Annotated in this window: 15 protein-coding genes and 1 pseudogene; 12 read left to right on the plus strand and 4 right to left on the minus strand. The window is 62.0% G+C overall.

Annotated elements, in window-relative coordinates; all coding sequences use genetic code 11:
- Positions 1-32: 32 nt before the first annotated feature.
- Positions 33-680 (minus strand): GntR family transcriptional regulator, encoded by a 648-nt coding sequence (locus tag ICI42_RS05860; RefSeq protein WP_188163546.1) that lies wholly within the window; start codon positions 678-680, stop codon positions 33-35.
- 115 nt (positions 681-795) lie between these two features.
- Here ICI42_RS05860 and ICI42_RS05865 point away from each other — a divergent pair, with 115 nt between their 5' ends.
- The 11 genes and pseudogenes from ICI42_RS05865 (at position 796) to pyc (ending at position 14,340) form a co-directional block, all read left to right on the plus strand.
- The gene (locus ICI42_RS05865; protein WP_188163547.1) at positions 796-1,689 is read left to right on the plus strand and encodes a dihydrodipicolinate synthase family protein; all 894 of its coding nucleotides are present in this window, start codon (positions 796-798) and stop codon (positions 1,687-1,689) included.
- Between the two features lie 2 nt (positions 1,690-1,691).
- Entirely contained in the window at positions 1,692-2,153 is a 462-nt protein-coding gene (locus ICI42_RS05870; RefSeq protein ID WP_188163548.1) for a GNAT family N-acetyltransferase, read from the plus strand.
- On the plus strand, positions 2,150-3,412 hold the full coding sequence (locus tag ICI42_RS05875; protein ID WP_188163549.1) for an NAD(P)/FAD-dependent oxidoreductase: 1,263 nt from the start codon (positions 2,150-2,152) through the stop codon (positions 3,410-3,412). Before ICI42_RS05870 ends, ICI42_RS05875 begins: the two co-directional genes overlap by 4 nt.
- Before the next feature lie 14 nt (positions 3,413-3,426).
- Positions 3,427-4,428: a 4-hydroxyproline epimerase gene (locus ICI42_RS05880; protein WP_188163550.1), complete on the plus strand. Its 1,002-nt coding sequence runs from the start codon at positions 3,427-3,429 to the stop codon at positions 4,426-4,428.
- Between the two features lie 326 nt (positions 4,429-4,754).
- Positions 4,755-5,657, plus strand: a complete 903-nt coding sequence (locus ICI42_RS05885) for a branched-chain amino acid ABC transporter permease (RefSeq protein WP_188163551.1) — start codon at positions 4,755-4,757, stop codon at positions 5,655-5,657.
- A gap of 4 nt (positions 5,658-5,661) precedes the next feature.
- Entirely contained in the window at positions 5,662-7,266 is a 1,605-nt protein-coding gene (gene livM, locus ICI42_RS05890) for a high-affinity branched-chain amino acid ABC transporter permease LivM (RefSeq protein WP_188163552.1), read from the plus strand.
- Positions 7,266-8,306: pseudogene (locus tag ICI42_RS05895) on the plus strand (ABC transporter ATP-binding protein); the annotation flags it as partial. The gene livM and the pseudogene ICI42_RS05895, both read left to right, overlap by 1 nt.
- A gap of 26 nt (positions 8,307-8,332) precedes the next feature.
- Positions 8,333-9,061, plus strand: a complete 729-nt coding sequence (locus ICI42_RS05900) for an ABC transporter ATP-binding protein (protein WP_188163554.1) — start codon at positions 8,333-8,335, stop codon at positions 9,059-9,061.
- 23 nt (positions 9,062-9,084) lie between these two features.
- Positions 9,085-9,432 carry a DUF6867 family protein gene (locus tag ICI42_RS05905; RefSeq protein ID WP_188163555.1) on the plus strand — a complete coding sequence of 116 codons (348 nt, stop codon included), beginning with the start codon at positions 9,085-9,087 and terminating at the stop codon, positions 9,430-9,432.
- A gap of 136 nt (positions 9,433-9,568) precedes the next feature.
- The gene (locus ICI42_RS05910; RefSeq protein ID WP_188163556.1) at positions 9,569-10,684 is read left to right on the plus strand and encodes a branched-chain amino acid ABC transporter substrate-binding protein; all 1,116 of its coding nucleotides are present in this window, start codon (positions 9,569-9,571) and stop codon (positions 10,682-10,684) included.
- A 197-nt stretch (positions 10,685-10,881) separates the two neighbouring features.
- Positions 10,882-14,340, plus strand: coding sequence for a pyruvate carboxylase (gene pyc, locus ICI42_RS05915; RefSeq protein WP_188163557.1), 3,459 nt, complete (start codon positions 10,882-10,884; stop codon positions 14,338-14,340).
- Between the two features lie 298 nt (positions 14,341-14,638).
- Here pyc and ICI42_RS05920 read toward each other — a convergent pair whose 3' ends face one another.
- Positions 14,639-15,577, minus strand: coding sequence for an SH3 domain-containing protein (locus ICI42_RS05920; RefSeq protein WP_188163558.1), 939 nt, complete (start codon positions 15,575-15,577; stop codon positions 14,639-14,641).
- A gap of 318 nt (positions 15,578-15,895) precedes the next feature.
- On the opposite strand from ICI42_RS05920, the gene ICI42_RS05925 reads away from it, so the two are divergent.
- Complete coding sequence (locus tag ICI42_RS05925; protein WP_188163559.1) at positions 15,896-17,080, plus strand: MFS transporter; 1,185 nt, start codon at positions 15,896-15,898, stop codon at positions 17,078-17,080.
- Between the two features lie 59 nt (positions 17,081-17,139).
- Here the strand turns inward: ICI42_RS05925 and ICI42_RS05930 are convergent, their stop codons facing one another.
- Positions 17,140-17,298 carry a DUF3309 family protein gene (locus tag ICI42_RS05930; RefSeq protein WP_188163560.1) on the minus strand — a complete coding sequence of 53 codons (159 nt, stop codon included), beginning with the start codon at positions 17,296-17,298 and terminating at the stop codon, positions 17,140-17,142.
- Positions 17,299-17,419: 121 nt separating this feature from the next.
- Complete coding sequence (locus ICI42_RS05935) at positions 17,420-20,587, minus strand: efflux RND transporter permease subunit (RefSeq protein ID WP_188163561.1); 3,168 nt, start codon at positions 20,585-20,587, stop codon at positions 17,420-17,422.
- Positions 20,588-20,604: the final 17 nt, after the last annotated feature.

Consider the following 20,604-nt stretch of genomic DNA (forward strand, 5'->3'; position numbering starts at 1 on the left):
TGTTTCCGCTCGCGGCAGCGTCGCGTTGGCTGTTACCGCAGCGCCGCACTCTGTGCGTGGCTGCGCAACAGGGTCATGAGGCGCTCGGCTTCGGCTGCGGCCCCGTCCTCGTCATGTTCTAGGATCATCCGGATCAGCCCAACGTGATGCTCGGCGGATTCCGCCAGGCCGGTCTCGCGCTGGTGACGGAACCAGTATCGGCGGCTATGCGTCTGCAACGGTGCCGCGACGCGCGTGGCAAAGGGATTATCGGACGCCAGCGCCAGCGCATCGTCAAAAGCCTTATCTGCGTCTAGAAAGGCGACGACATTGCCGGATAAAACGGCCTGCTGCATGGCAATGGCGGCATCGTGGAACCTGTGAGCCGCCTCCTGGGTTACAAAGCGGGCCGCCGACCGCGCCAACACCACCTCCACCCCCCGCCGTGCATCGATCACCCGCACCCAGTCCGCAGGGTGCAATTGGGTGATCGCCAACCCCGCGCGGGGGCGAATTTCCAGCAGGCCTTCCCAGGCAAGGCGCTGGATGGCCTCGCGCACTGGTGTGCGGCCGAGCCCGAGCTTTTCGATGAGGGCAGCTTCCGTCGCAATGCTCCCCGGAGACAGTTCCAATGTAACGATCATCCGTTCGAGCGCACGGTATGCCTGGATCGCCAACGGCTCCAAACTCTCAGAATCCATCGGCTACCTCTTTGGAAACGTGAAAATATCCATCTTATATATCAGACCAGCAAGGCCATTGACAGAGTGCCGTCTTCATGATTGGATATCACTAATATATCAGATGGAGAGCGCTATGTGGAGCGGAGTTTTTCCGGCCGTTACGACCAAGTTCACCGATGATGATCGCCTCGATTACGCTGAAATGGAGCGTTGTTACGCGCTGCAGATGGAGGCGGGTTGCGACGGCATCATCGTCTGCGGGTCGCTGGGCGAAGGTCCGATGCTGTCGCAGGATGAGAAGATCGAGGTGTTGAAAGCAGCGCAAAAGGTTGCCGCCAGCAAGCCGGTGCTGCTGACCATCAACGAAGCCGGCACCCGCGAGGCCGCTGCATTGGCCAAGCGTGCCGCCAAGGAAGGTGCGGACGGACTGATGGTCGTTCCGAGCCCGATCTACCACACCAATGAGGAAGAGACCGTCGCGACCCTCCGCGCAGTGGCTGAAGCCGGCGACCTGCCTGTCATGATCTATTCCAACCGGCTCGCCTATCGCGTCGACGTCACCGTCGACATCATGGAGGAACTGGCTTCGGACAAACGCTTCGTGGCGGTCAAAGAATCCTCCGACGACATCCGCCGCTCGACTGAGATCATCAACCGCCTCGGCGACCGGTACGACCTGTTCACCGGCGTCGACAATCTGGCTTTCGAAGCGCTTTCGGTCGGCGCGATCGGCTGGGTGGCCGGTCTCGTCACAGCTTTCCCTCGTGAAACGGTAGCAATCTACCAACTGATGAAGCAAGGCCGTCGTGACGAGGCGCTGGCGATCTATCGTTGGTTCCGTCCTTTGCTGGACCTCGACGTCTCGACCTATCTGGTGCAGAACATCAAGCTCGCGGAAGTGCATGCCATCGGCACCAACGAGCGCGTGCGCATGCCGCGCAAGCCGCTGTCGGGCGAGCGCCGCGCAAAGGTCGAGAAGGTGATCACCGACGCCTTGGCGATCCGGCCGACACTGCCGCAGTTCTGAGTATGACCGAACTCAATCAGAGTGCGCTGACGATAAAGCTGGTCAGGGTCGCTACGCCCGGCCAGTGGGCTGCCTATCACGGCATCCGACGCGGCGTTCTGTTTGAGGCACGCGGCCGCATTGCGGCTTACGATGAAGATCATCCGGACGAGCAGGATGAGAACCATCACCCGCTTTTGTTTCTCGCCCAGGGCGAGGCGGTCGGTACTGCGCGTCTCGACGATCATCTGGACGGATCCGCTTCGGTTCGGCTTGTGGCTGTCACGTCCCAAAGGCAGCGGCAGGGGTTAGGTCGTGCTCTCATGAGCGACGTCGAAGCCTATGCGCGACAATTGGGCATCGAACGCCTGCGAGCCTATGTTGCACAAGACGCGGTTGGATTTTATGCGAAGCTGGGGTGGTCAATGCACAATGAAAAGCTCCCCAACCCGCTCATGATGAAATGTCTCGTTGAACCACAATGACAGAGGCGTCCGTGCAGCCACACGCCCATGACATCGCCATCGTCGGTGCCGGCATCGTCGGCATCGCGGTCGCGGCCTATCTGGCCGAGGCCGGGCGGTCCGTCACAATCTTCGACCGCACCGGCATTTGCGAGGAGACAAGCTCCGGCAATGCGGCGGCGTTTGCGTTCTCAGACGTGCTGCCGCTGGCCCAGAAGGGCATGATGCGCAATGTGCCGAAATGGCTGATGGATCCGCTCGGGCCGCTCGCTATCCCGCCGACTTATCTGCCGAAACTGCTGCCCTGGCTGCTGCGCTTTTGGAAGGCTGGAGCGCCGGAGCACTACGAAGCCAGCCTAGCCGCGCAGGCGGCGATGATGCAGCTTGCCGAAAGTGAGTGGACGGAGCTGATGCGGCGGTCCTCCACGCAGCCGATGCTGCGCGACGACGGTTCGCTCGAACTTTATGAGAGCGACGCGGAATTCACGGCCTCGTTGCCCGGCTGGCGCGCGCGCGACCGCTTCGGCATAAAATACCGTCATGTCGAGGGCGACGAACTGGCCGCTTTGCAGCCAGGCCTTTCGCCCCGCTTCGTCAGGGGCACCTTCGTGCCTGGCTGGAAGACGGTTGCCGACCCCAAACTGCTCGGCAAGGCCGTCTGGGCATATGCCGAGGCCCATGGCGCGCGGTTCGTCCAAGGTCTGGTGCGCCATGTCGCGACGGGCGAGGGCGGTGTTGAACTCCATCTCGCCGATGGCCGCACCGAACGTGCGAAGACGCTGGTCGTTGCCGCCGGCGCATGGTCGCACCGTCTGGCGCGGCAGTTCGGCGAACGCATTCCGCTGGAGACCGAGCGCGGCTACAACACCACGCTGCCGGCATCCGCCTTCGATGTGAAGCGGCAACTGATCTTTTCCGCCCATGGTTTCGTCGTCACGCCCTTGTCCACTGGCCTGCGCATCGGCGGGGCCGTCGAACTCGGCGGGCTCGCCCTGCCGCCCAATTATGCCCGCTCACGCGCCATGCTGGACAAGGCCAAGCGTTTCTTGCCGGGTCTCGACGCCAGCGGTGGCCGCGACTGGATGGGCTACCGACCGTCGCTGCCCGATTCGCTTCCCGTCATCGGTCGGGCGCGCAACGCCTCCAATGTCTTCTACGCCTTCGGTCACGGCCATCTGGGGCTGACCCAATCGGCCGCCACGGGGCGCTTGATCCGCGATCTGGTTCTGGGGCACTCTCTGCCCATGGACATCGCGCCCTTCTCTTCCCAACGGTTCTAATCCGAGGTCTCGTCATGGCGCGCCACACCTTCACCTGCATCGACGGCCACACCTGCGGAAACCCGGTCCGGCTGGTTGCGGGCGGCGGACCGCTCCTGAAAGGCTCCACCATGATGGAGCGGCGCGCGCATTTTCTCGAAGAGTTCGACTGGATACGAACCGGGCTGATGTTCGAGCCGCGCGGTCATGACGTGATGTCGGGTTCGATCCTCTATCCGCCGACGCGCGAGGATTGCGACATCGCCATCCTGTTCATAGAGACCTCCGGATGCCTGCCGATGTGCGGTCATGGCACCATCGGCACCGTCACCATGGCCATCGAGAACGGCCTTGTGAAGCCGAAGACGCCGGGTGTGCTCCGGCTCGACACGCCCGCTGGGCTGGTCATCGCCGAATACAGCCAGGTCGGCGACTATGTCGAGGAGGTGCGGATCACTAATGTTCCGTCGTTCCTTTATGCCGAAGGGCTGACGGTGGAATGCCCGACGCTCGGCGAGATCAAGGTCGACGTCGCCTATGGCGGCAATTTTTACGCCATCGTCGAGCCACAGGATAATTTCCGCGACCTAGCCGATCATTCCGCCGGCGACCTCATTGCCTGGAGCCCTGTGGTGCGCCAGCGGCTCAACGAGCTCTATGCGTTTCAGCACCCCGAAAAACCGGAGATAAACCGGCTGACGCATCTCTTGTGGACCGGGGCGGCCACCCATCCCGAGGCGGATGCGCGCAATGCCGTGTTCTACGGCGACAAGGCCATCGACCGTTCGCCCTGCGGCACCGGCACCTCGGCGCGCATGGCGCAATTGCACGGCAAGGGCAGGCTGAAGGCGGGAGACAGCTTCGTCCACGAATCCATCATCGGCTCGCTGTTCAAGGGCAGGGTCGAGGAAGAGGTCGAACTGGCCAGCAAGCCGGCGATCATACCGTCTATCGGTGGATGGGCGCGGATGACCGGCCTGAATACGATTTTCATCGACGACCGCGATCCGTTCGCGCACGGTTTCGTCGTTCAATGATCATATGCCCAGGCGATGGGCATATTCCTGTCGATAGAGACGAAAGGAGTATTGCAGTCTGAAGCCGAACGTCCTCATTGAGCGGAAAGGAATGTGTTCCTTTCCGCAGGGTCATGAAAATGAACCAAGATGGGTGAGGACATCGCCGAAGAGCAGTGCTAGCTTCCATCAAGGTTTCGAGCCGCGATCAAAAACACGGGCACCCCGAAAAGGCAGACCCGATACCGCGCAAGGTTCATTGAGCCAAGCGCATCGCGACGCGAGATTGTAGACCGGGGAATACAAGAAAGGGCGGGTGCTATCACGCCCAGGGGAGCCTCAAGATTATGCAGTATTTCATCCAGCAGCTTATCAACGGGCTGACGCTGGGGTCGATCTATGGCCTGATCGCCATCGGGTACACGATGGTCTATGGCATCATAGGCATGATCAACTTCGCCCATGGCGACATCTTCATGATCGGCGCCTTCATCGCCTTGATCGTGTTCCTTGCCCTCACCAGCCTGTTCTATTCGGTTCCGGTGGTCATCGCCCTGTTGATCATGATGATCGTGGCGATGCTGATGACCAGCCTGTACAACTGGACCATCGAGAAGGTCGCCTACCGCCCGCTGCGCGGCTCGTTCCGGCTCGCGCCGCTGATTACTGCCATCGGCATGTCGATCGCGCTCTCCAACTTCGTGCAGGTCACGCAAGGCCCGCGCAACAAGCCTATCCCGCAGATGGTCAGCCGCGTCTACGAGATCGGCGGCATCTCCATCTCGCTCAAGCAGATCATCATCGTGGTCGTGACAGCCGTGCTGCTGACGCTCTTCTGGTATCTGGTCAACAAGACCTCGCTGGGCCGCGCGCAGCGTGCCTGCGAGCAGGACCGCAAGATGGCCGCGCTGCTGGGCATCGATGTCGACCGCACCATCTCGATCACCTTCATCATGGGCGCGTCGCTGGCCGCCGTGGCGGGGACGCTGTTCCTGATGTATTACGGCGTGGTCTCCTTCTCCGACGGTTTCGTGCCGGGCGTCAAAGCCTTCACGGCAGCCGTTCTCGGCGGCATCGGTTCCTTGCCGGGCGCAGTCCTCGGCGGGCTTCTGATCGGCTTCATCGAATCCATGTGGTCGGCCTATTTCTCCATCGACTACAAGGACGTCGCCGCCTTCTCGATCCTGGCCATCGTGCTGATCTTCCTGCCCTCCGGCATTCTGGGCCGGCCCGAAGTCGAGAAGGTCTGATCCGATGAGCCTTCAGACCTCCACTCAACCGACAAGCCCCGTGCAGCAGGCGCTGCGCGAGGCGCTCATCGCCGGCGTCGTCTCCTTCGGCCTGTTCTTCTTCTTCATCGGACTGAAAACCGACCAGAACATTCGCAACGAACTGGTGCTCGTCACGCGCTGGGGACTGCTGACCACCGTCGTCGTGCTGACGATGATCGTGCGTTTTCTCTATGTCGCCTACGCCGTGCCGTTTCTGGCGCGCCAGAAGATAGCGGATGCGGTTACCGGCCTGCTTCCCGACAGCACGGGCACGAAATTCTTCCGTGTGCCATTCTTCATCGGTTCTCTGGCGCTTGCGGCTGTCCTGATCGTTTTCGGCAGCGCCATCGTCGCCTGGACCGGCCCGAACATTGGCGCCTATGTCACGCTGATCCGCGCCTTTGCGATCATCTATGCGGTTGCCGCGGTCATGTTCTATGGCCGCGCCTTCATCGGACGCAACTTCGCATCCATCGGCATCGTCTCGCTGATCCTCTACCCCATCCTGGTAGTGGTCATCCTGGCGCTGTTGGCATGGTCGAACGGTTCAGCCAACATCACCTCGGCGGCCTTCCAGGGGTCGCTCAAATGGGTCGACAATTTCGGAATCCAGATCCTGATCTACGTCATGCTGGCCTGGGGTCTGAACATTGTCGTCGGCCTGGCGGGCCTGCTCGACCTCGGCTATGTCGCCTTCTACGCGGTAGGCGCCTATTCCTACGCGCTCTTGGGCACGCATTTCGGCCTGTCGTTCTGGATCCTGCTGCCTATGGCCGGCATCCTCGCCGCGTTCTGGGGCGTCATGCTGGGCTTTCCGGTGCTGCGCCTGCGCGGCGACTATCTTGCCATCGTGACGCTTGCCTTCGGCGAGATCATCCGGCTGGTCCTGATCAACTGGCGTGAGGTCACGAACGGTTCGGCCGGCATTTCGGGCGTTCCAAAGGTCAGCTTCTTCGGCTGGTTCACCTTCAACGTGTCCGACCCCAACTACATCTCCAAGGTCTTCGACATTCCGCAGTCGGGCGCCTACTACAAGATTTTCCTCTATTATCTTATTCTCGCTTTGGCGCTTCTGACGGCCTTTGTCACCATTCGCCTGCGCCGCATGCCGGTGGGCCGCGCCTGGGAAGCGCTCCGCGAGGATGAAATCGCCTGCCGGTCGCTCGGCATCAACACCACCAGCACCAAGCTGACGGCCTTCGCCATCGGCGCCATGTTCGGCGGTTTCGCCGGCTCGTTCTTCGCCGCGCGCCAGGGCTTCGTCAGCCCCGAATCCTTCGTCTTCCTGGAATCGGCCATCATCCTGGCCATCGTTGTTCTGGGCGGCATGGGTTCGCTGGTCGGCATCGCCATTGCGGCCCTGGTGATGGTCGGCGGCACGGAAGCGCTGCGCGAGATGGAGTTCCTCAAGTCGTTCTTCGGTCAGGACTTCACGCCCGAGCTCTATCGCATGCTACTCTTCGGCATGGCGATGGTCGTGGTGATGCTGTGGAAGCCGCGCGGCTTTGCATCGAGCCGGGAACCGACCGCCTTCCTGCGCGAACGCAAGGCCGTTTCGGGCTCCTTTACCAAGGAAGGGCACGGCTGATGAGCGACGCTGCCACTATGAGCACCCCCATCCTCAAGCTCGAACATCTGTCGATGAAGTTTGGCGGGCTGGTCGCCATCGGCGATCTGTCCTTCGAGGCCAAGCGCGGCGAGATCACCGCGTTGATCGGACCGAACGGCGCGGGCAAGACGACGGTTTTCAACTGCATCACCGGCTTCTACAAGCCGACCGAGGGCATGATCACCATGACGCGGCGTGACGGCTCGACGCATCTGCTCGAGCGCCTGCCCAATCATGAAATCCCCGCCAAGGCCAAGGTGGCGCGTACCTTCCAGAACATCCGCCTGTTCTCGGGCATGACGCTTCTGGAAAACCTGCTCGTCGCCCAGCACAACAAGCTGATGCTGGCCTCGGGCTATACGATCCTCGGGCTCTTGGGCTTCAGCGGCTACAAGCGAGCGGCTGCAGAATCGGTCGAACTCGCCAAATACTGGCTGGAAAAAGCCGATCTGATCGACCGTGCCGACGATCCCGCCGGCGACCTGCCCTATGGCGCACAGCGGCGGCTGGAAATTGCGCGCGCCATGTGCACCGAGCCCGAACTGCTGTGTCTCGACGAGCCGGCCGCGGGTCTCAACCCTAGGGAATCGCTGGCGCTCAACGAGTTGCTGATGGGCATCCGGGCGGACACGGGCACCTCGATCCTGCTCATCGAGCACGACATGTCGGTCGTCATGCAGATTTCCGACCATGTCGTGGTGCTGGAATACGGACGCAAGATTTCCGATGGCGATCCCTCTTCTGTACGCTCCGATCCCAAGGTCATCGCCGCCTATCTCGGCGTCGACGACGATGAAGTCGGCGACGTGCTGGTCGAGGTTGGTGACGAACAGGTCATCGAGGAACTCGACGTCGCGCCCGATCCCGAGCATGGTCCTGGCGCATCCTCGTCCATGTTCGCCGGGTCCGTGAGCGACACGATCGAGCACAGCGACGAAGACGAGCGCATCGCTGTTTCCAAAGGCGCGTCGAAAGCGGCGCAGGTGGAGGCTAAAGAAGCTCGCTCGGCCGAAGCGCCCGACACGACATCCAAGGGAGCCAAGTGATGGCGGGAAAAGCTCTTCTGGATATCAAGGGCGTCGAGACCTATTACGGCAATATACGCGCGCTCAACGGCGTCGACGTCAGCGTCGATGAAGGCGAGATCGTTGCGCTGATCGGCGCCAACGGCGCCGGCAAGTCGACGCTGATGATGACCATCTTCGGCACGCCGCGTGCGCGCAGCGGCTCCATCGTGTTCAACGGTACCGACATCACCCAGATGCCGACGCACGAAATTGCGCGGCTCCGCATCGCGCAGTCGCCCGAGGGGCGACGCATCTTCCCGCGCATGACGGTGATGGAAAACCTCCAGATGGGCGCCAGCCTCGACAACCTCAAATATTACGATGAGGACGTCGAGAAGGTCTTCCACCTGTTCCCGCGCCTCAAGGAGCGCATCGGCCAGCGCGGCGGCACGCTCTCGGGCGGCGAACAGCAGATGCTGTCCATCGGACGCGCGCTGATGGCGCGGCCGAAGCTTCTGCTTCTGGACGAGCCGTCGCTCGGTCTTGCGCCGCTGATCGTCAAGCAGATTTTCGATGCCATCCGCGAACTCAACCGTACGCAGGGCCTGACCGTCTTTCTGGTCGAGCAGAACGCCTTCGGTGCGCTGAAACTGGCAACGCGCGGCTACGTCATGGTCAACGGCAACGTCACCATGAGCGGCAGCGGCGCGGAGCTGCTCGCCAATCCCGAAATCCGCGCCGCCTATCTCGAAGGCGGCAGGCATTGACCAAGGCCTAGGAGGGTCGAACCGTGAGCGGAATACTCTACGAAGAGCCTTCGATCTGGCAGTTCTTCTTTGTCACCTGCCTGCTGGGCGGCTGGGCGGCCTGGATGACGGGCCGCGCCTGTGCCAAGACATGGCGGACCTATCCCTACCTTGTGCTCTATACGCTGGGATTGGGCGTGGCCGTGCGCTTTATCCACCATGCGCTGTTCAACGGCACGATGTTCAGCCCGCAATATTACGTCGTCGACACGGTGATCCTCTTGTTTTTGTCGACGCTGGGCTATCGCTACACCCGGACCAACCAGATGGTGAACCAATACCACTGGCTGTACGAAAAGGCGTCCGTCTTCTCCTGGAAGGCAAAAGCCTGATGAACTTCACTCACGCCGATTTCACATCGAATAGGCGTGACAACTGCCGGAAAATCGGCAAACTTGCTTTTCTGCGAGCTGGGCGGGCATCGCAACAAAAGCTGTCAGGGCCCGCTCTTTTAATGGGAGTCTTTCAATGAAAAAGTCACTTTTGTCGGCTGTTGCGATGACTGCGCTCGTCGCTTTCAGCGGCAGTGCATGGGCTGATATCATCGTGGGCGTGGCCGGTCCGATCACGGGCCCCAACGCTGCCTTCGGCGCTCAGCTCCAGAAGGGTGCCGAGCAGGCCGCAGCCGACATCAACGCCGCGGGCGGCGTCAATGGCGAGCAGATCAAGGTCGTCGTCGGCGACGACGTCTCCGATCCCAAGCAGGGCATCTCGGTCGCCAACAAGTTCGTGGCGGACGGCGTGAAGTTCGTGGTCGGTCACTTCAACTCGGGCGTCTCCATCCCGGCCTCGGAAGTCTATGCCGAAAACGGCATCCTCGAGGTGACTCCGGCTGCGACCAACCCGACCTTTACCGAACGCGGCCTGTGGAACACCTTCCGCACCTGCGGCCGTGACGACCAGCAGGGCGGCATTGCCGGCGCCTATCTCGCCGAGAAGTTCAAGGACGCCAAGATCGCGGTCATTCACGACAAGACGCCTTACGGCCAGGGCCTCGCGGATGAGACCAAGAAGGCGATGAACGCCGCCGGCGTGACCGAAGTCATGTATGAAGGCGTCAACACCGGCGACAAGGACTTCTCCGCCCTCATCGCCAAGATGAAGGATGCCGGCGTTTCGATCATCTATTGGGGTGGACTTCACACCGAAGCCGGCCTGATCATCCGCCAGTCGGCTGACCAGGGCCTCAAGGCCACGCTGGTTTCTGGCGATGGCATCGTGTCGAACGAACTGGCCTCCATCGCTGGCGATGCCGTTGAAGGGACGCTCAACACCTTCGGCCCGGATCCGCGCCTGATGCCCGAGAACAAGGAACTGGTCGAGAAGTTCCGCGCCGCTGGCTTCGAGCCCGAGGCCTACACCCTCTACTCCTACGCCGCGATGCAGACCATCGCCGATGCCATCAAGGCAGCGGGTTCGGCCGATCCTGAGACCGTTGCAACGGCGATGAAGGAAAAAGGCCCGTTCAAGACGGCCCTGGGCGACATCTCGTTCGACGAGAAGGGCGACCCGAAGCTCCCCGGCTACGTCATGTATGAGTGGAAGAAGGGTCCGGACGGTAAGTTCACTTACCTCCAGCAGTAATCCACGCGGATTCCCGCTTCGGAACGCCCGGCCTCGTGCCGGGCGTTTCTGTTTTTCCAGCAGCTTTTGCGCCCAGGCGGCCAACACTCACTAGAGCAGGACGTCTGTTTTAAATCGATTAATGTGTCGGGAAATTTATGTTTGCACTGCAGCATTTTCCGGCTAATCATACAGCCCTGTCGTAGGGGGAGTTCTTCGTGCCGATCAGCAAGATTCTAGTCGCCAACCGTTCGGAAATCGCCATTCGCGTCTTTCGCGCGGCCAATGAACTGAACATCCGAACTGTTGCGATCTGGGCTGAGGAAGACAAATACTCCCTGCACCGTTTCAAGGCGGACGAAAGCTACCAGGTCGGGCGCGGTCCACATCTTCAACGCGATCTCGGCCCGATCGAGAGCTATCTGTCGATCGAGGAGGTCATCCGCGTCGCCAAGCTTTCGGGCGCCGATGCGATCCACCCCGGCTATGGGCTTTTGTCGGAAAGCCCCGAATTCGCCGATGCCTGCGCGGAAGCCGGCATCACTTTCATCGGCCCGAAGCCCGAAACCATGCGCCGTCTCGGCAACAAGGTCGCCGCGCGCAATCTCGCCATTGAGGTCGGCGTGCCGGTGATCCCGGCGACCGAGCCGCTGCCCGACGACCCCGAAGCCATCAAGAAACTCGCCGCCGAAGTCGGCTATCCCATCATGCTCAAGGCGTCGTGGGGCGGCGGCGGACGCGGCATGCGCGCCATTCGCAGCGAGGCCGACCTTCTGCGCGAGGTCACCGAAGGCAAGCGCGAGGCGAAGGCGGCCTTCGGCAAGGACGAAGTCTATCTCGAAAAGCTGATCGAGCGCGCCAGGCATGTCGAGGTCCAGGTGCTCGGCGATACCCATGGCAATGCCGTGCATCTGTTCGAGCGCGACTGCTCGATCCAGCGCCGCAACCAGAAGGTCGTCGAGCGCGCGCCCGCGCCCTATCTCAGCGACGAACTGCGGCAGGAATTGTGCGGCTATGCGCTGAAGCTGGCGCGCGACACCGCTTATATCGGCGCCGGAACGGTCGAGTTCCTGCAGGACGCCGACACCGGAAAATTCTATTTCATCGAGGTCAATCCGCGCATCCAGGTCGAGCACACCGTGACCGAGCAGGTCACCGGCATCGATATCGTCAAGGCGCAGATCCACATTCTCGACGGCTTCGCTATCGGCACGCCGGAATCGGGCGTGCCGGCGCAGGCCGATATCCGGCTGAATGGCCACGCCATGCAATGCCGCATCACCACCGAGGATCCAGAGCATAATTTCATTCCCGACTATGGCCGCATCACCGCCTATCGCGGTGCGACCGGTTTCGGCATCCGGCTTGATGGCGGCACTGCTTATTCAGGTGCGGTGATCACCCGGTTCTACGATCCGCTTTTGGAAAAGGTCACCGCCTGGGCGCCGACGCCGCAGGAGGCCATTGCCCGCATGCACCGCGCTCTGCGCGAGTTCCGCATTCGCGGCGTAGCGACGAACCTGACCTTCCTGGAAGCGATCATCACCCATCCCAGCTTTCAGGATAATTCCTACACGACCAAGTTCATCGATACGACGCCGGAGCTCTTCGCCCAGGTGAAGCGGCAGGATCGTGCGACCAAGCTTCTGAACTATCTCGCCGATGTTACGGTCAACGGACATCCCGAGACGCGTGGCCGGCCGATACCGAACCCAGATGCGGCGGCTCCCATCGTTCCATGGTCCACCGCGCCGATCCCCGATGGGAGCAAGCAGCGGCTCGATGCGCTCGGCCCCGAGAAATTCGCCGGATGGATGCGCGAGCAGAAGCAAATTCTCATCACTGACACGACGATGCGTGACGGACACCAGTCGCTGCTCGCCACGCGCATGCGGACCCATGACATCGGCCGCATCGCCGGCACCTATGCGCGCGCATTGCCGGAGCTTCTGTCGCTGGAATGCTGGGGCGGGGCGACTTTCGACGTGTCGATGCGGTTTCTTACCGAGGATCCCTGGGAGCGGCTCGCCAACATCCGCGAGGCCGCGCCGAACATCTTGCTGCAGATGCTGCTGCGCGGGGCCAACGGCGTCGGCTACACCAACTATCCCGACAATGTCGTGCAGTATTTCGTCAAACAGGCGGCCGCCGGCGGCATCGACCTCTTCCGTGTCTTCGACTGCCTGAACTGGGTCGAGAACATGCGCGTGTCGATGGATGCGGTGCTGGCCGAGGGCAAGCTATGCGAAGCCGCCATGTGCTACACCGGCGACATTCTCGACCCCGCCCGCGCCAAATACGACCTGAAATATTACGTTGCGCTGGCCAAGGAGCTCGAGGCGGCGGGCGCTCACATCATCGCCGTCAAGGACATGGCGGGCCTGCTCAAGCCTGCCGCGGCTCGTGTGCTGTTCAAGGCGTTGCGCGAAGAAACCGACCTGCCGATCCATTTCCACACCCACGATACATCCGGTCTTTCGGCAGCCACTGTGCTGGCCGCCATCGACGCGGGCGTCGATGCCGTCGATGCGGCGATGGACGCGTTTTCCGGCAACACCTCGCAACCCTGCCTGGGCTCGATCGTCGAGGCGTTGAAGGGTTCGGACCGCGATCCCGGCCTGGATACCGCCTGGATCCGCAAGATTTCCTTCTATTGGGAAGCCGTGCGCAACCAGTATGCCGCCTTTGAAAGCGACCTGAAGGGTCCGGCTTCGGAAGTCTATCTGCACGAGATGCCGGGCGGACAGTTCACCAACCTCAAGGAGCAGGCGCGTTCGCTGGGGCTGGAAACCCGCTGGCACGAGGTGGCGCAGGCCTATCACGACGTCAATCTGATGTTCGGCGACATCGTCAAGGTCACTCCGTCCTCCAAGGTGGTCGGCGACATGGCGCTGATGATGGTGAGCCAGGACCTCACGGTCACCGACGTCGAAAACCCGTCCAAGGATATAGCCTTCCCGGATTCCGTGGTGTCGATGCTGCGCGGCGATCTTGGCCAGTCGCCCGGCGGTTGGCCCGGAACCCTGCAGAAGAAGGCGCTCAAGGGCGACAAGCCGATCACCGAGCGTCCGGGTTCGCTGCTCAAGCCGGCCGATCTTGCAAAGGATCGGACGGAGATCGAAGAAAAGCTGGGACGCGCGCTGTCGGACTTCGAGTTCGCATCCTGGCTAATGTACCCGAAGGTGTTTTCGGACTTCGCCGCCGCCCAGGAAAACTACGGCCCGGTCAGCGTGCTGCCGACGCCGACCTATTTCTACGGCATGAAGGGCGAGGAAGAGGTCTTCGTCAACATCGAGAAAGGCAAGACGCTCGTCGTTCGCTGTCTTGCCGTGGGCGATGTCGACGACAAGGGCATGGTCACGGTCTTCTTCGAGCTCAACGGCCAGCCGCGCCGCATCAAGGTCCCGGACCGGGCGCATGGCGCTTCCAACGGTAAGGCGCGCCGCAAAGCGGAGCTCAACAATGAAGCGCATGTCGGTGCGCCGATGCCCGGCGTCGTCTCGACGCTCGCGGTGGCTTCAGGCCAGGCGGTCAAGGCCGGCGACGTGCTTTTGTCCATCGAGGCGATGAAGATGGAAACCGCGCTGCATGCCGAGCGTGATGGCACCATCGCAGAGGTGCTGGTCAAGACCGGCGACCAGATCGATGCCAAGGATCTTTTGGTCGTCTATGGGTAATCCACGGGATCGATCGCTCCGATTCTAACCCCTTGGCAATCGCATCTGGATTTCAGGCCACTCATCCGGCCCTTCGGGCCCAGCGGGGAGATGGTGGCCAAGCGTAGCGGAGGCCGGGTGAGGGGAACTCCATTGCGATCCCCTGCCCTTGCGGGGAGGGGGGGCGCGCGCTTGACCAATCCCTGGAATCGCATCGCCGTCGCACGGTAATAACAGCGCCTCCCTTCCCTTCCTTGTGGGGAGGGATCGAGGGTGGGGTAAATGCCCACCACATACTCCGCCCAATCGTCCCAGACGCTTAGAAAAGCCCCTGGCCGGCAGCGGCTTCCTCCGCAGCGCTGCGGCGGATGAAGTTCTTATAGATATACCCGCGCTTGCCGTTATAGACCACGGTGCACCACTGACAGTCTGCCTCGGCCTGTATGGCGGCGTTCGCCGGCAGGATGGTGATGACACCCGCCTCGTCGGCGGGTCCGGCGCGCAGTTTGACGGCCTGCGTGGACTTTGCCGGCTTCAGCGCAGGCAGCGGGCCGGTGGGTGCTTGGACGGGCGTCCGGGCAGCGGCCTGCGGTTCAACGGTGACCACCGGCTCCGCGCTGTTGGGCGCGACGCTTGCGACGGTGGCCGTATCGGGGGCCGGGGCGGTCTCGTCGGTCATGCCGGTTGACGTCTCCAGCATGGCGACCTCGGCTTCGCTTTCGGCCACCTGAACGTCCACCGTGCCGCGCAATCCATCGGGGATCGCCAGTCTTTCCGATGCCGGCTCGGTCAACCCTGTCGAAGCCGCTTCCCGCAGCGGCACCGCTGCGCTCGTCGATGCGATTTCCACTCCATCCACAGCGGGTACTGGGGCGTTGGCCAGGGGCGGCAGGCTGGAGGTCAGCTTGGCGGCCAGCGTCGTTTCAGGCGCCGTCATTTGGTTTCGCGCTGTCGGCTTTTCAGGCTTCGCGACTGGCTTTGCCTCAGCACTCTTCTGTTGCGGTTGGGGCGTCTTGGATGCGGCCTGCTTGACTTGGGCGGGCTTTTTCACTGGAGCAGCAGGTTGGGTGCTCTCGGGAGCGACCGTGGCAGTCTTGGTAACCTCCGGCGTGGACCCGCCAAAAACGGCAAAAGCGCCGACTGCCAGCACGATAGCGCCGGCAATGCCAGCAGTGGCGATAGCCGCATGCCGTGGCGCCAAGCCGCCATATGCGGGCTTCGATGAACTCCGGACGAGCCGAGACACGGGATTATTCATGATACACACTCCAACGCGATACAGCGCGGCGAACGCTCGCCGACGAGCCCCCCAGCCCTCCTTAAGCCTACCTTTGCGGACACGAGCCAAACGTTGGCTGCTGCCTGTGCCCAGCATGCGCCTGTTATAGCATGTCTTGGACCAAATTCGGGCGAAAGTTAAAGAAGGGTTAACGCGTCTGGCCCAACTCATGGACGAGGCCGGCTCTTGACGCAAAATTCAATCGATTTAAAAAGCCGCATTGTTGAGCGTTTTGTCGGAAGTGAAGTGGCTTCCGCGCGTCTAACTCGACTGAAATTGTGCTAGGAGCTCGGCATCATGGATGCAACATTGACAACAACCGGTTCGGCGGCAGCGCGTGGGCGCTGGGCGCTGGCAGTCGTTTTTCTCGTCAACGGGTTCCTGACGGGAAGCTGGGCGCCGCAGATTCCGGTGTTTGTCGCGCGCCTTGGTATCAGCGAATTCACCTTGGGCCTGCTCATCCTGCTGTTTGGCCTCGGTGCCGTCGGGGCCATGAGCGTCACCGGCTACCTCATCTCGCGGTTCGGCTCGCGCGACGTGACGCGCGGACTTTCAGTGGTTGCAAGCTTTACGCTGCTTTTCGTGTCCGTCGCACCGAACGTGCCCTTGGCCGCGGTGGCTATGGTGCTGTTTGGCGGGCTGATCGGTGGCATGGACGTGGCGATGAACGCCAATGCCGTGGTTGTCGAGCGCAAGCTCAGCCGAGCAATCATGTCGTCCTCGCATGGATTCTGGAGCCTCGGCGGCTTTATCGGCGGCGGACTGGGCGGTCTTTTCATCCAGCAGTTCGGTTCCGTCTGGCATGGCGTCGCGGTGACCATCGTTGCGATTGCCGCGGTCGTTTTTGCAATTGGCAGATTGGTGGGCGAGGAACGGCCAGAAAAGCACGAGCACAAGTCGTTTTCGCTGCCGCGTAACCCGGCGATCTATCTCATCGGCATGATGGCGCTGTTTTCGATGGTGCCGGAGGGGGCGGTTCTCGACTGGGCCGCCTTGTATCTGCGTCAGGAGATGGGCGCCGACATCGCCACAGCCGGCTTTGCCTTCGCAGCCTTCTCGGGCATCATGGCCATCATGCGCTTCCTCGGCGACGGCGTGCGCAATCGGTTCGGGTCGGTCCGCACCTTGCGCCTGTCGGCACTGGTCGCGGCCATCGGCATCTTCGCCGCCTCTATCGCCACCACGCCGTGGATGGCGATAGCAGCCTTCGCGTTCGCCGGCTTCGGCGTCGCGAACATCGTGCCGATCCTGTTTTCGGCAGCCGGCAACCAGACCGGCCTGTCCTCCGGTGCCGGCATGAGCGTTGTTACGACGATGGGCTATTCCGGCATCCTCGTGGCACCGTCCGCTATAGGCTTCGTCGCCCAGCGCACCGGGTTTTCCATCGTCTTCATGACCGTCTCATGCCTGTTGCTCGTGGTCTGCGTTATGGCGGGCCTCGCCCATCGCGCCGAGTTCGCCAGCGGCACACCGAAGGAGTGAGGACTTGCATAAACGAAAAAGGGCGCCTGTTCGGCGCCCTTTTTGCATGGTTTGTACTGTCAGATTCTGCCCATCAGCATCAAGATGATCAGCACGACCAGAAGCACGCCGACGATGCCCGAGGGACCATATCCCCAGTTCCGCGAATATCCCCAGGATGGCATGGCGCCAATCAAGAGCAGGATCAGGATAATGATCAGAATGGTGGAAATCGTCATGGCGTGCCCTCCAAGGCATGTTGCAATAACATCACAATGCACAAGGCCGCCTGGAAGTTCCAAACGGCCCTGATAGATTGCAAGTCAGCGTTAACACACGCTTATTTCGAAACGCTTCGTCCTATTCCGCCGCGGGGTTGGGCAGGGGCTGTCCGGGCTCCTTGTCGTCCGGCGCCGACTGGGTCTCGGCTGCCTTGTCCCTGCGCCAGTTGAAGATCTTGCCGAACCAGCTGCGTTCGCCGGGCTTGCGGGCATCGCGGGTGAACACCATCAGCATCGAAGGCGTCACGATTAGCGTCAGAACCGTTGCGAAGGACAGGCCGAAGACGATGGCCGACGACAGCGCGATCCACCATTGCGTCGACGGCGCGTTGATCGTGGTCTCCTGGTGAAAGATTTCCAGCCCTAGGCCGAAGGCGATGGGCAGCACGCCGAGGATGGCCGACACCGCCGTCAGCACCACGGGACGGGCGCGTTCGCGGCAGGTCTGCAGCACGGCGTCCAGCTTGGTCCAGCCTTCTTCGCGCAGCCGGTCATAGGTGTCGATCAACACGATGTTGTTGTTCACCACCACGCCGGCAAGAGCAATGATGCCGATGCCCGACATGACGATGACGAAGGCCTGGCCGGTAAGCATCATGCCCAGGAAAGCGCCGATCGTCGCCATGACAACGCAGGACAGAACCAGCACCACGCTGGTGAATTTGTTGAACTGCGCCAGAAGCACGATGAAGATTAGGAAGATCGCCGCGCCAAAGGCGTTGCCCAGAAACGCGCTGGCTTCGGCGCTGTCCTCGTTGGAGCCCGCGAGTTTCCAGTCGATGCCGGGAAGCTCCATCTTGCCCACCAGATCGCTGACCTCGGCCTGCACGGCGGCGACCTGATAGCCTGAGGCCACGTTGCCCTGGATGGTGATGGTCCGTTTGGCGTCGATGCGGTTGAGGATGCCCGTCGTCTTCTCCGGCTTGCGCGACACAAAGTTGGAGATCGGCACCGAACCTTCCGCCGTTTGCACGCGCAACTGGTCGAGAGAGGCGAGCGTGCGGCGGTCTTCGGGCAGGCGCAGGCGAATGTCGACGGAGTCGTCAGCGCCGGCGGGGCGGTAGTCGGTGAGCTTGAGGCCGGTGGTCACGAGTTGCACCACCGTGCCGACCGATGTCGGGCTGATGCCGTATTGGGCTGCCTTGGAGCGGTCGACCTCGAGCGCCCAGTCGATGCCGGGCGGCGGCAGGCCGTCGGATACGTCGATGACGCCCGGCACCTTGGCAACCGCGGCTGCAACCTCGGCCGCCTTGGCGTTCAGGCCGGTGGGATCGACGGCGGAGAGCTGGATCTGCACCGGCTTGCCGGTCGGCGGGCCGGCGTCCGGCACGCGCACCTCGACGTCGACGCCGGGAATGCCGGCCATCTTCTGGCGCAACTCGTCCAGAATGTCGTGTGCCGACTTGCGCTCGCGCCAGTCGATGAATTCGTATTGGATGACGCCGACCACGTCTTCGGGAATCTCGTTGCCCCCGCGTGTCTTGCCGACGCGGGTGTAGACGGACTCCACGCCAGGCCAGCCGAGCAGGCGATTTTCCGCCTCGCGCGTCGCGGTGTCCATCTCAGCGAGCGACAGGTTGCCGCGCGCATGGACATAGAGCAGGCCGTAGTCGGGTTCGACATTTGGGAAGAATTCGACGCCCGCGCCGAATTTCGAATAGGCCACAGGTACTGCCACCAGCAGCGCCAGCGTCAGAAGCAAAACCGTCTTGGGATAGTGCACTGCCTTTTTGACGACGGCCATATAGGCTCCGTCGCGATGCTCCGGCTCGGCATGATCTGGCGCCTTGGCGAAGATCGCGCCCAGCGTTGGCGCGAAGATCAGCGCGTAGAGCATGGAGGCCGCGAGCGTCACGATCAGCGTGATCGGCAGGTATTTCATGAAGTCGCCAATGATGCCGGGCCAGAATAGCAACGGCGAAAAGGCGGCGATACGCGTCATGGTGGCGGCGATGACGGGGCCTGCCATGCGCTTGGCCGCTTCCTCGAAGGCCAGTTCCTTCGGCATGCCTTCAGACATGCGACGCTCGGCATATTCGGTCACGATGATCGCATCGTCCACCAGCATGCCGACGGCAAGGATCAAGCTGAACAGCACAATCATGTTGATCGTGTAGCCCATCAGCGCCAGCGCCAAAATGCCCATCAGGAAAGAGGAGGGGATGGCCAGGCCGATGAGAACCGAGGCGCGGCCCGATAGCGCATAGAGAATGACGATGAAGACCAGGATGACAGCGATCAGCACGTGGTTCTGCAGGTCGCTCAGGAGTTGATTGACGAAGACCGACTTGTCCTGAGTGTAGGTCACCTCCATGCCTTCCGGCACTGTCTTGACGAACTCGTCGGCGACGGCTTTCACGCCATCGATGGTCTCGACGATGTTCGCGCCGATCCGCTTCTTGACCTCGATGGCGATAGCCGGCTTGCCGTTGAGGCGGGTGATCGTCTCGGCGTCCTTGAAGGTTGAGCGCACCGTGGCGAGATCGCGCACGCGCACGACGGCATTGTTGCCCGCCACCACCGGCAGGTTGGCAACATCCTGCGGCGTTTCGATCAGCGAGGGAACCTTGATGGCGTATTTGCCCTCGGTACCTTCAATGGCGCCGGCCGCGACCAGGCTGTTGGAGGCGCCGATGCCCTGAATGAGCTGGTCGAGCCGAAGGTTATATGAACTCAGCTTCATCGGGTCGATGATGGCCTCGACCAGTTCGTCGCGTGCGCCCTGCAGCGTGCCTTCCAGCACGCCGGGAACCTCCTCGATCCGGTCGCGCAGCGCCTTTGCCGCCGTCGTCAGGACGCGCTCTGGCATGTCGCCGGAAAGGGTGACGACCAGCACCGGGAACTCGGACAGGTTGACCTCGTTGACGGTGGGTTCTTCCACGCCCTGCGGCAGGTCCCGCTTGGCGTCCTGCACCTTGTTGCGGGTGTCGATCAGCGCGTCGCCGAGATCGGTGGACGGATCGAATTCCACCAGCACGTATCCGCCGCCCTCATAGGCGGCAGAGCGCATCTCCTTCAAACCCTTGAGGTTCTTCAGCTGCGCTTCGACAGGCCGCAAAAGCAGACGCTCGGAATCCTCCGGCGAAATGCCCTGATAGACCAGGCTGACATACATGATCGGAATGGCGACGTCAGGCTCGGCCTCCTTGGGCACGGCCTGATAGGCCAACGCGCCGGCGACGATGAGGAACACCAGCACCGAAATGGTAAGACGCGCGTTGCGAATCGCGAGCTTGACGATATCCATGTTCAGATCCTGAACGA

The sequence above is a fragment of the Oryzicola mucosus genome (assembly GCF_014534685.1).
GTDB lineage: Bacteria > Pseudomonadota > Alphaproteobacteria > Rhizobiales > Rhizobiaceae > Oryzicola > Oryzicola mucosus.

Excerpts from the sequence above, each read along its gene's own strand:
- ICI42_RS05860 (WP_188163546.1), bottom strand. The coding sequence starts at position 680 with ATGGATTCTGAGAGTTTGGAGCCGTTGGCGATCCAGGCATACCGTGCG.
- ICI42_RS05865 (WP_188163547.1), top strand. The coding sequence starts at position 796 with ATGTGGAGCGGAGTTTTTCCGGCCGTTACGACCAAGTTCACCGATGAT.
- ICI42_RS05870 (WP_188163548.1), top strand. The coding sequence starts at position 1,692 with ATGACCGAACTCAATCAGAGTGCGCTGACGATAAAGCTGGTCAGGGTC.
- ICI42_RS05875 (WP_188163549.1), top strand. The coding sequence starts at position 2,150 with ATGACAGAGGCGTCCGTGCAGCCACACGCCCATGACATCGCCATCGTC.
- ICI42_RS05880 (WP_188163550.1), top strand. The coding sequence starts at position 3,427 with ATGGCGCGCCACACCTTCACCTGCATCGACGGCCACACCTGCGGAAAC.
- ICI42_RS05885 (WP_188163551.1), top strand. The coding sequence starts at position 4,755 with ATGCAGTATTTCATCCAGCAGCTTATCAACGGGCTGACGCTGGGGTCG.
- livM (WP_188163552.1), top strand. The coding sequence starts at position 5,662 with ATGAGCCTTCAGACCTCCACTCAACCGACAAGCCCCGTGCAGCAGGCG.
- ICI42_RS05900 (WP_188163554.1), top strand. The coding sequence starts at position 8,333 with ATGGCGGGAAAAGCTCTTCTGGATATCAAGGGCGTCGAGACCTATTAC.
- ICI42_RS05910 (WP_188163556.1), top strand. The coding sequence starts at position 9,569 with ATGAAAAAGTCACTTTTGTCGGCTGTTGCGATGACTGCGCTCGTCGCT.
- ICI42_RS05920 (WP_188163558.1), bottom strand. The coding sequence starts at position 15,577 with ATGAATAATCCCGTGTCTCGGCTCGTCCGGAGTTCATCGAAGCCCGCA.
- ICI42_RS05925 (WP_188163559.1), top strand. The coding sequence starts at position 15,896 with ATGGATGCAACATTGACAACAACCGGTTCGGCGGCAGCGCGTGGGCGC.
- ICI42_RS05930 (WP_188163560.1), bottom strand. The coding sequence starts at position 17,298 with ATGACGATTTCCACCATTCTGATCATTATCCTGATCCTGCTCTTGATT.
- ICI42_RS05935 (WP_188163561.1), bottom strand. The coding sequence starts at position 20,587 with ATGGATATCGTCAAGCTCGCGATTCGCAACGCGCGTCTTACCATTTCG.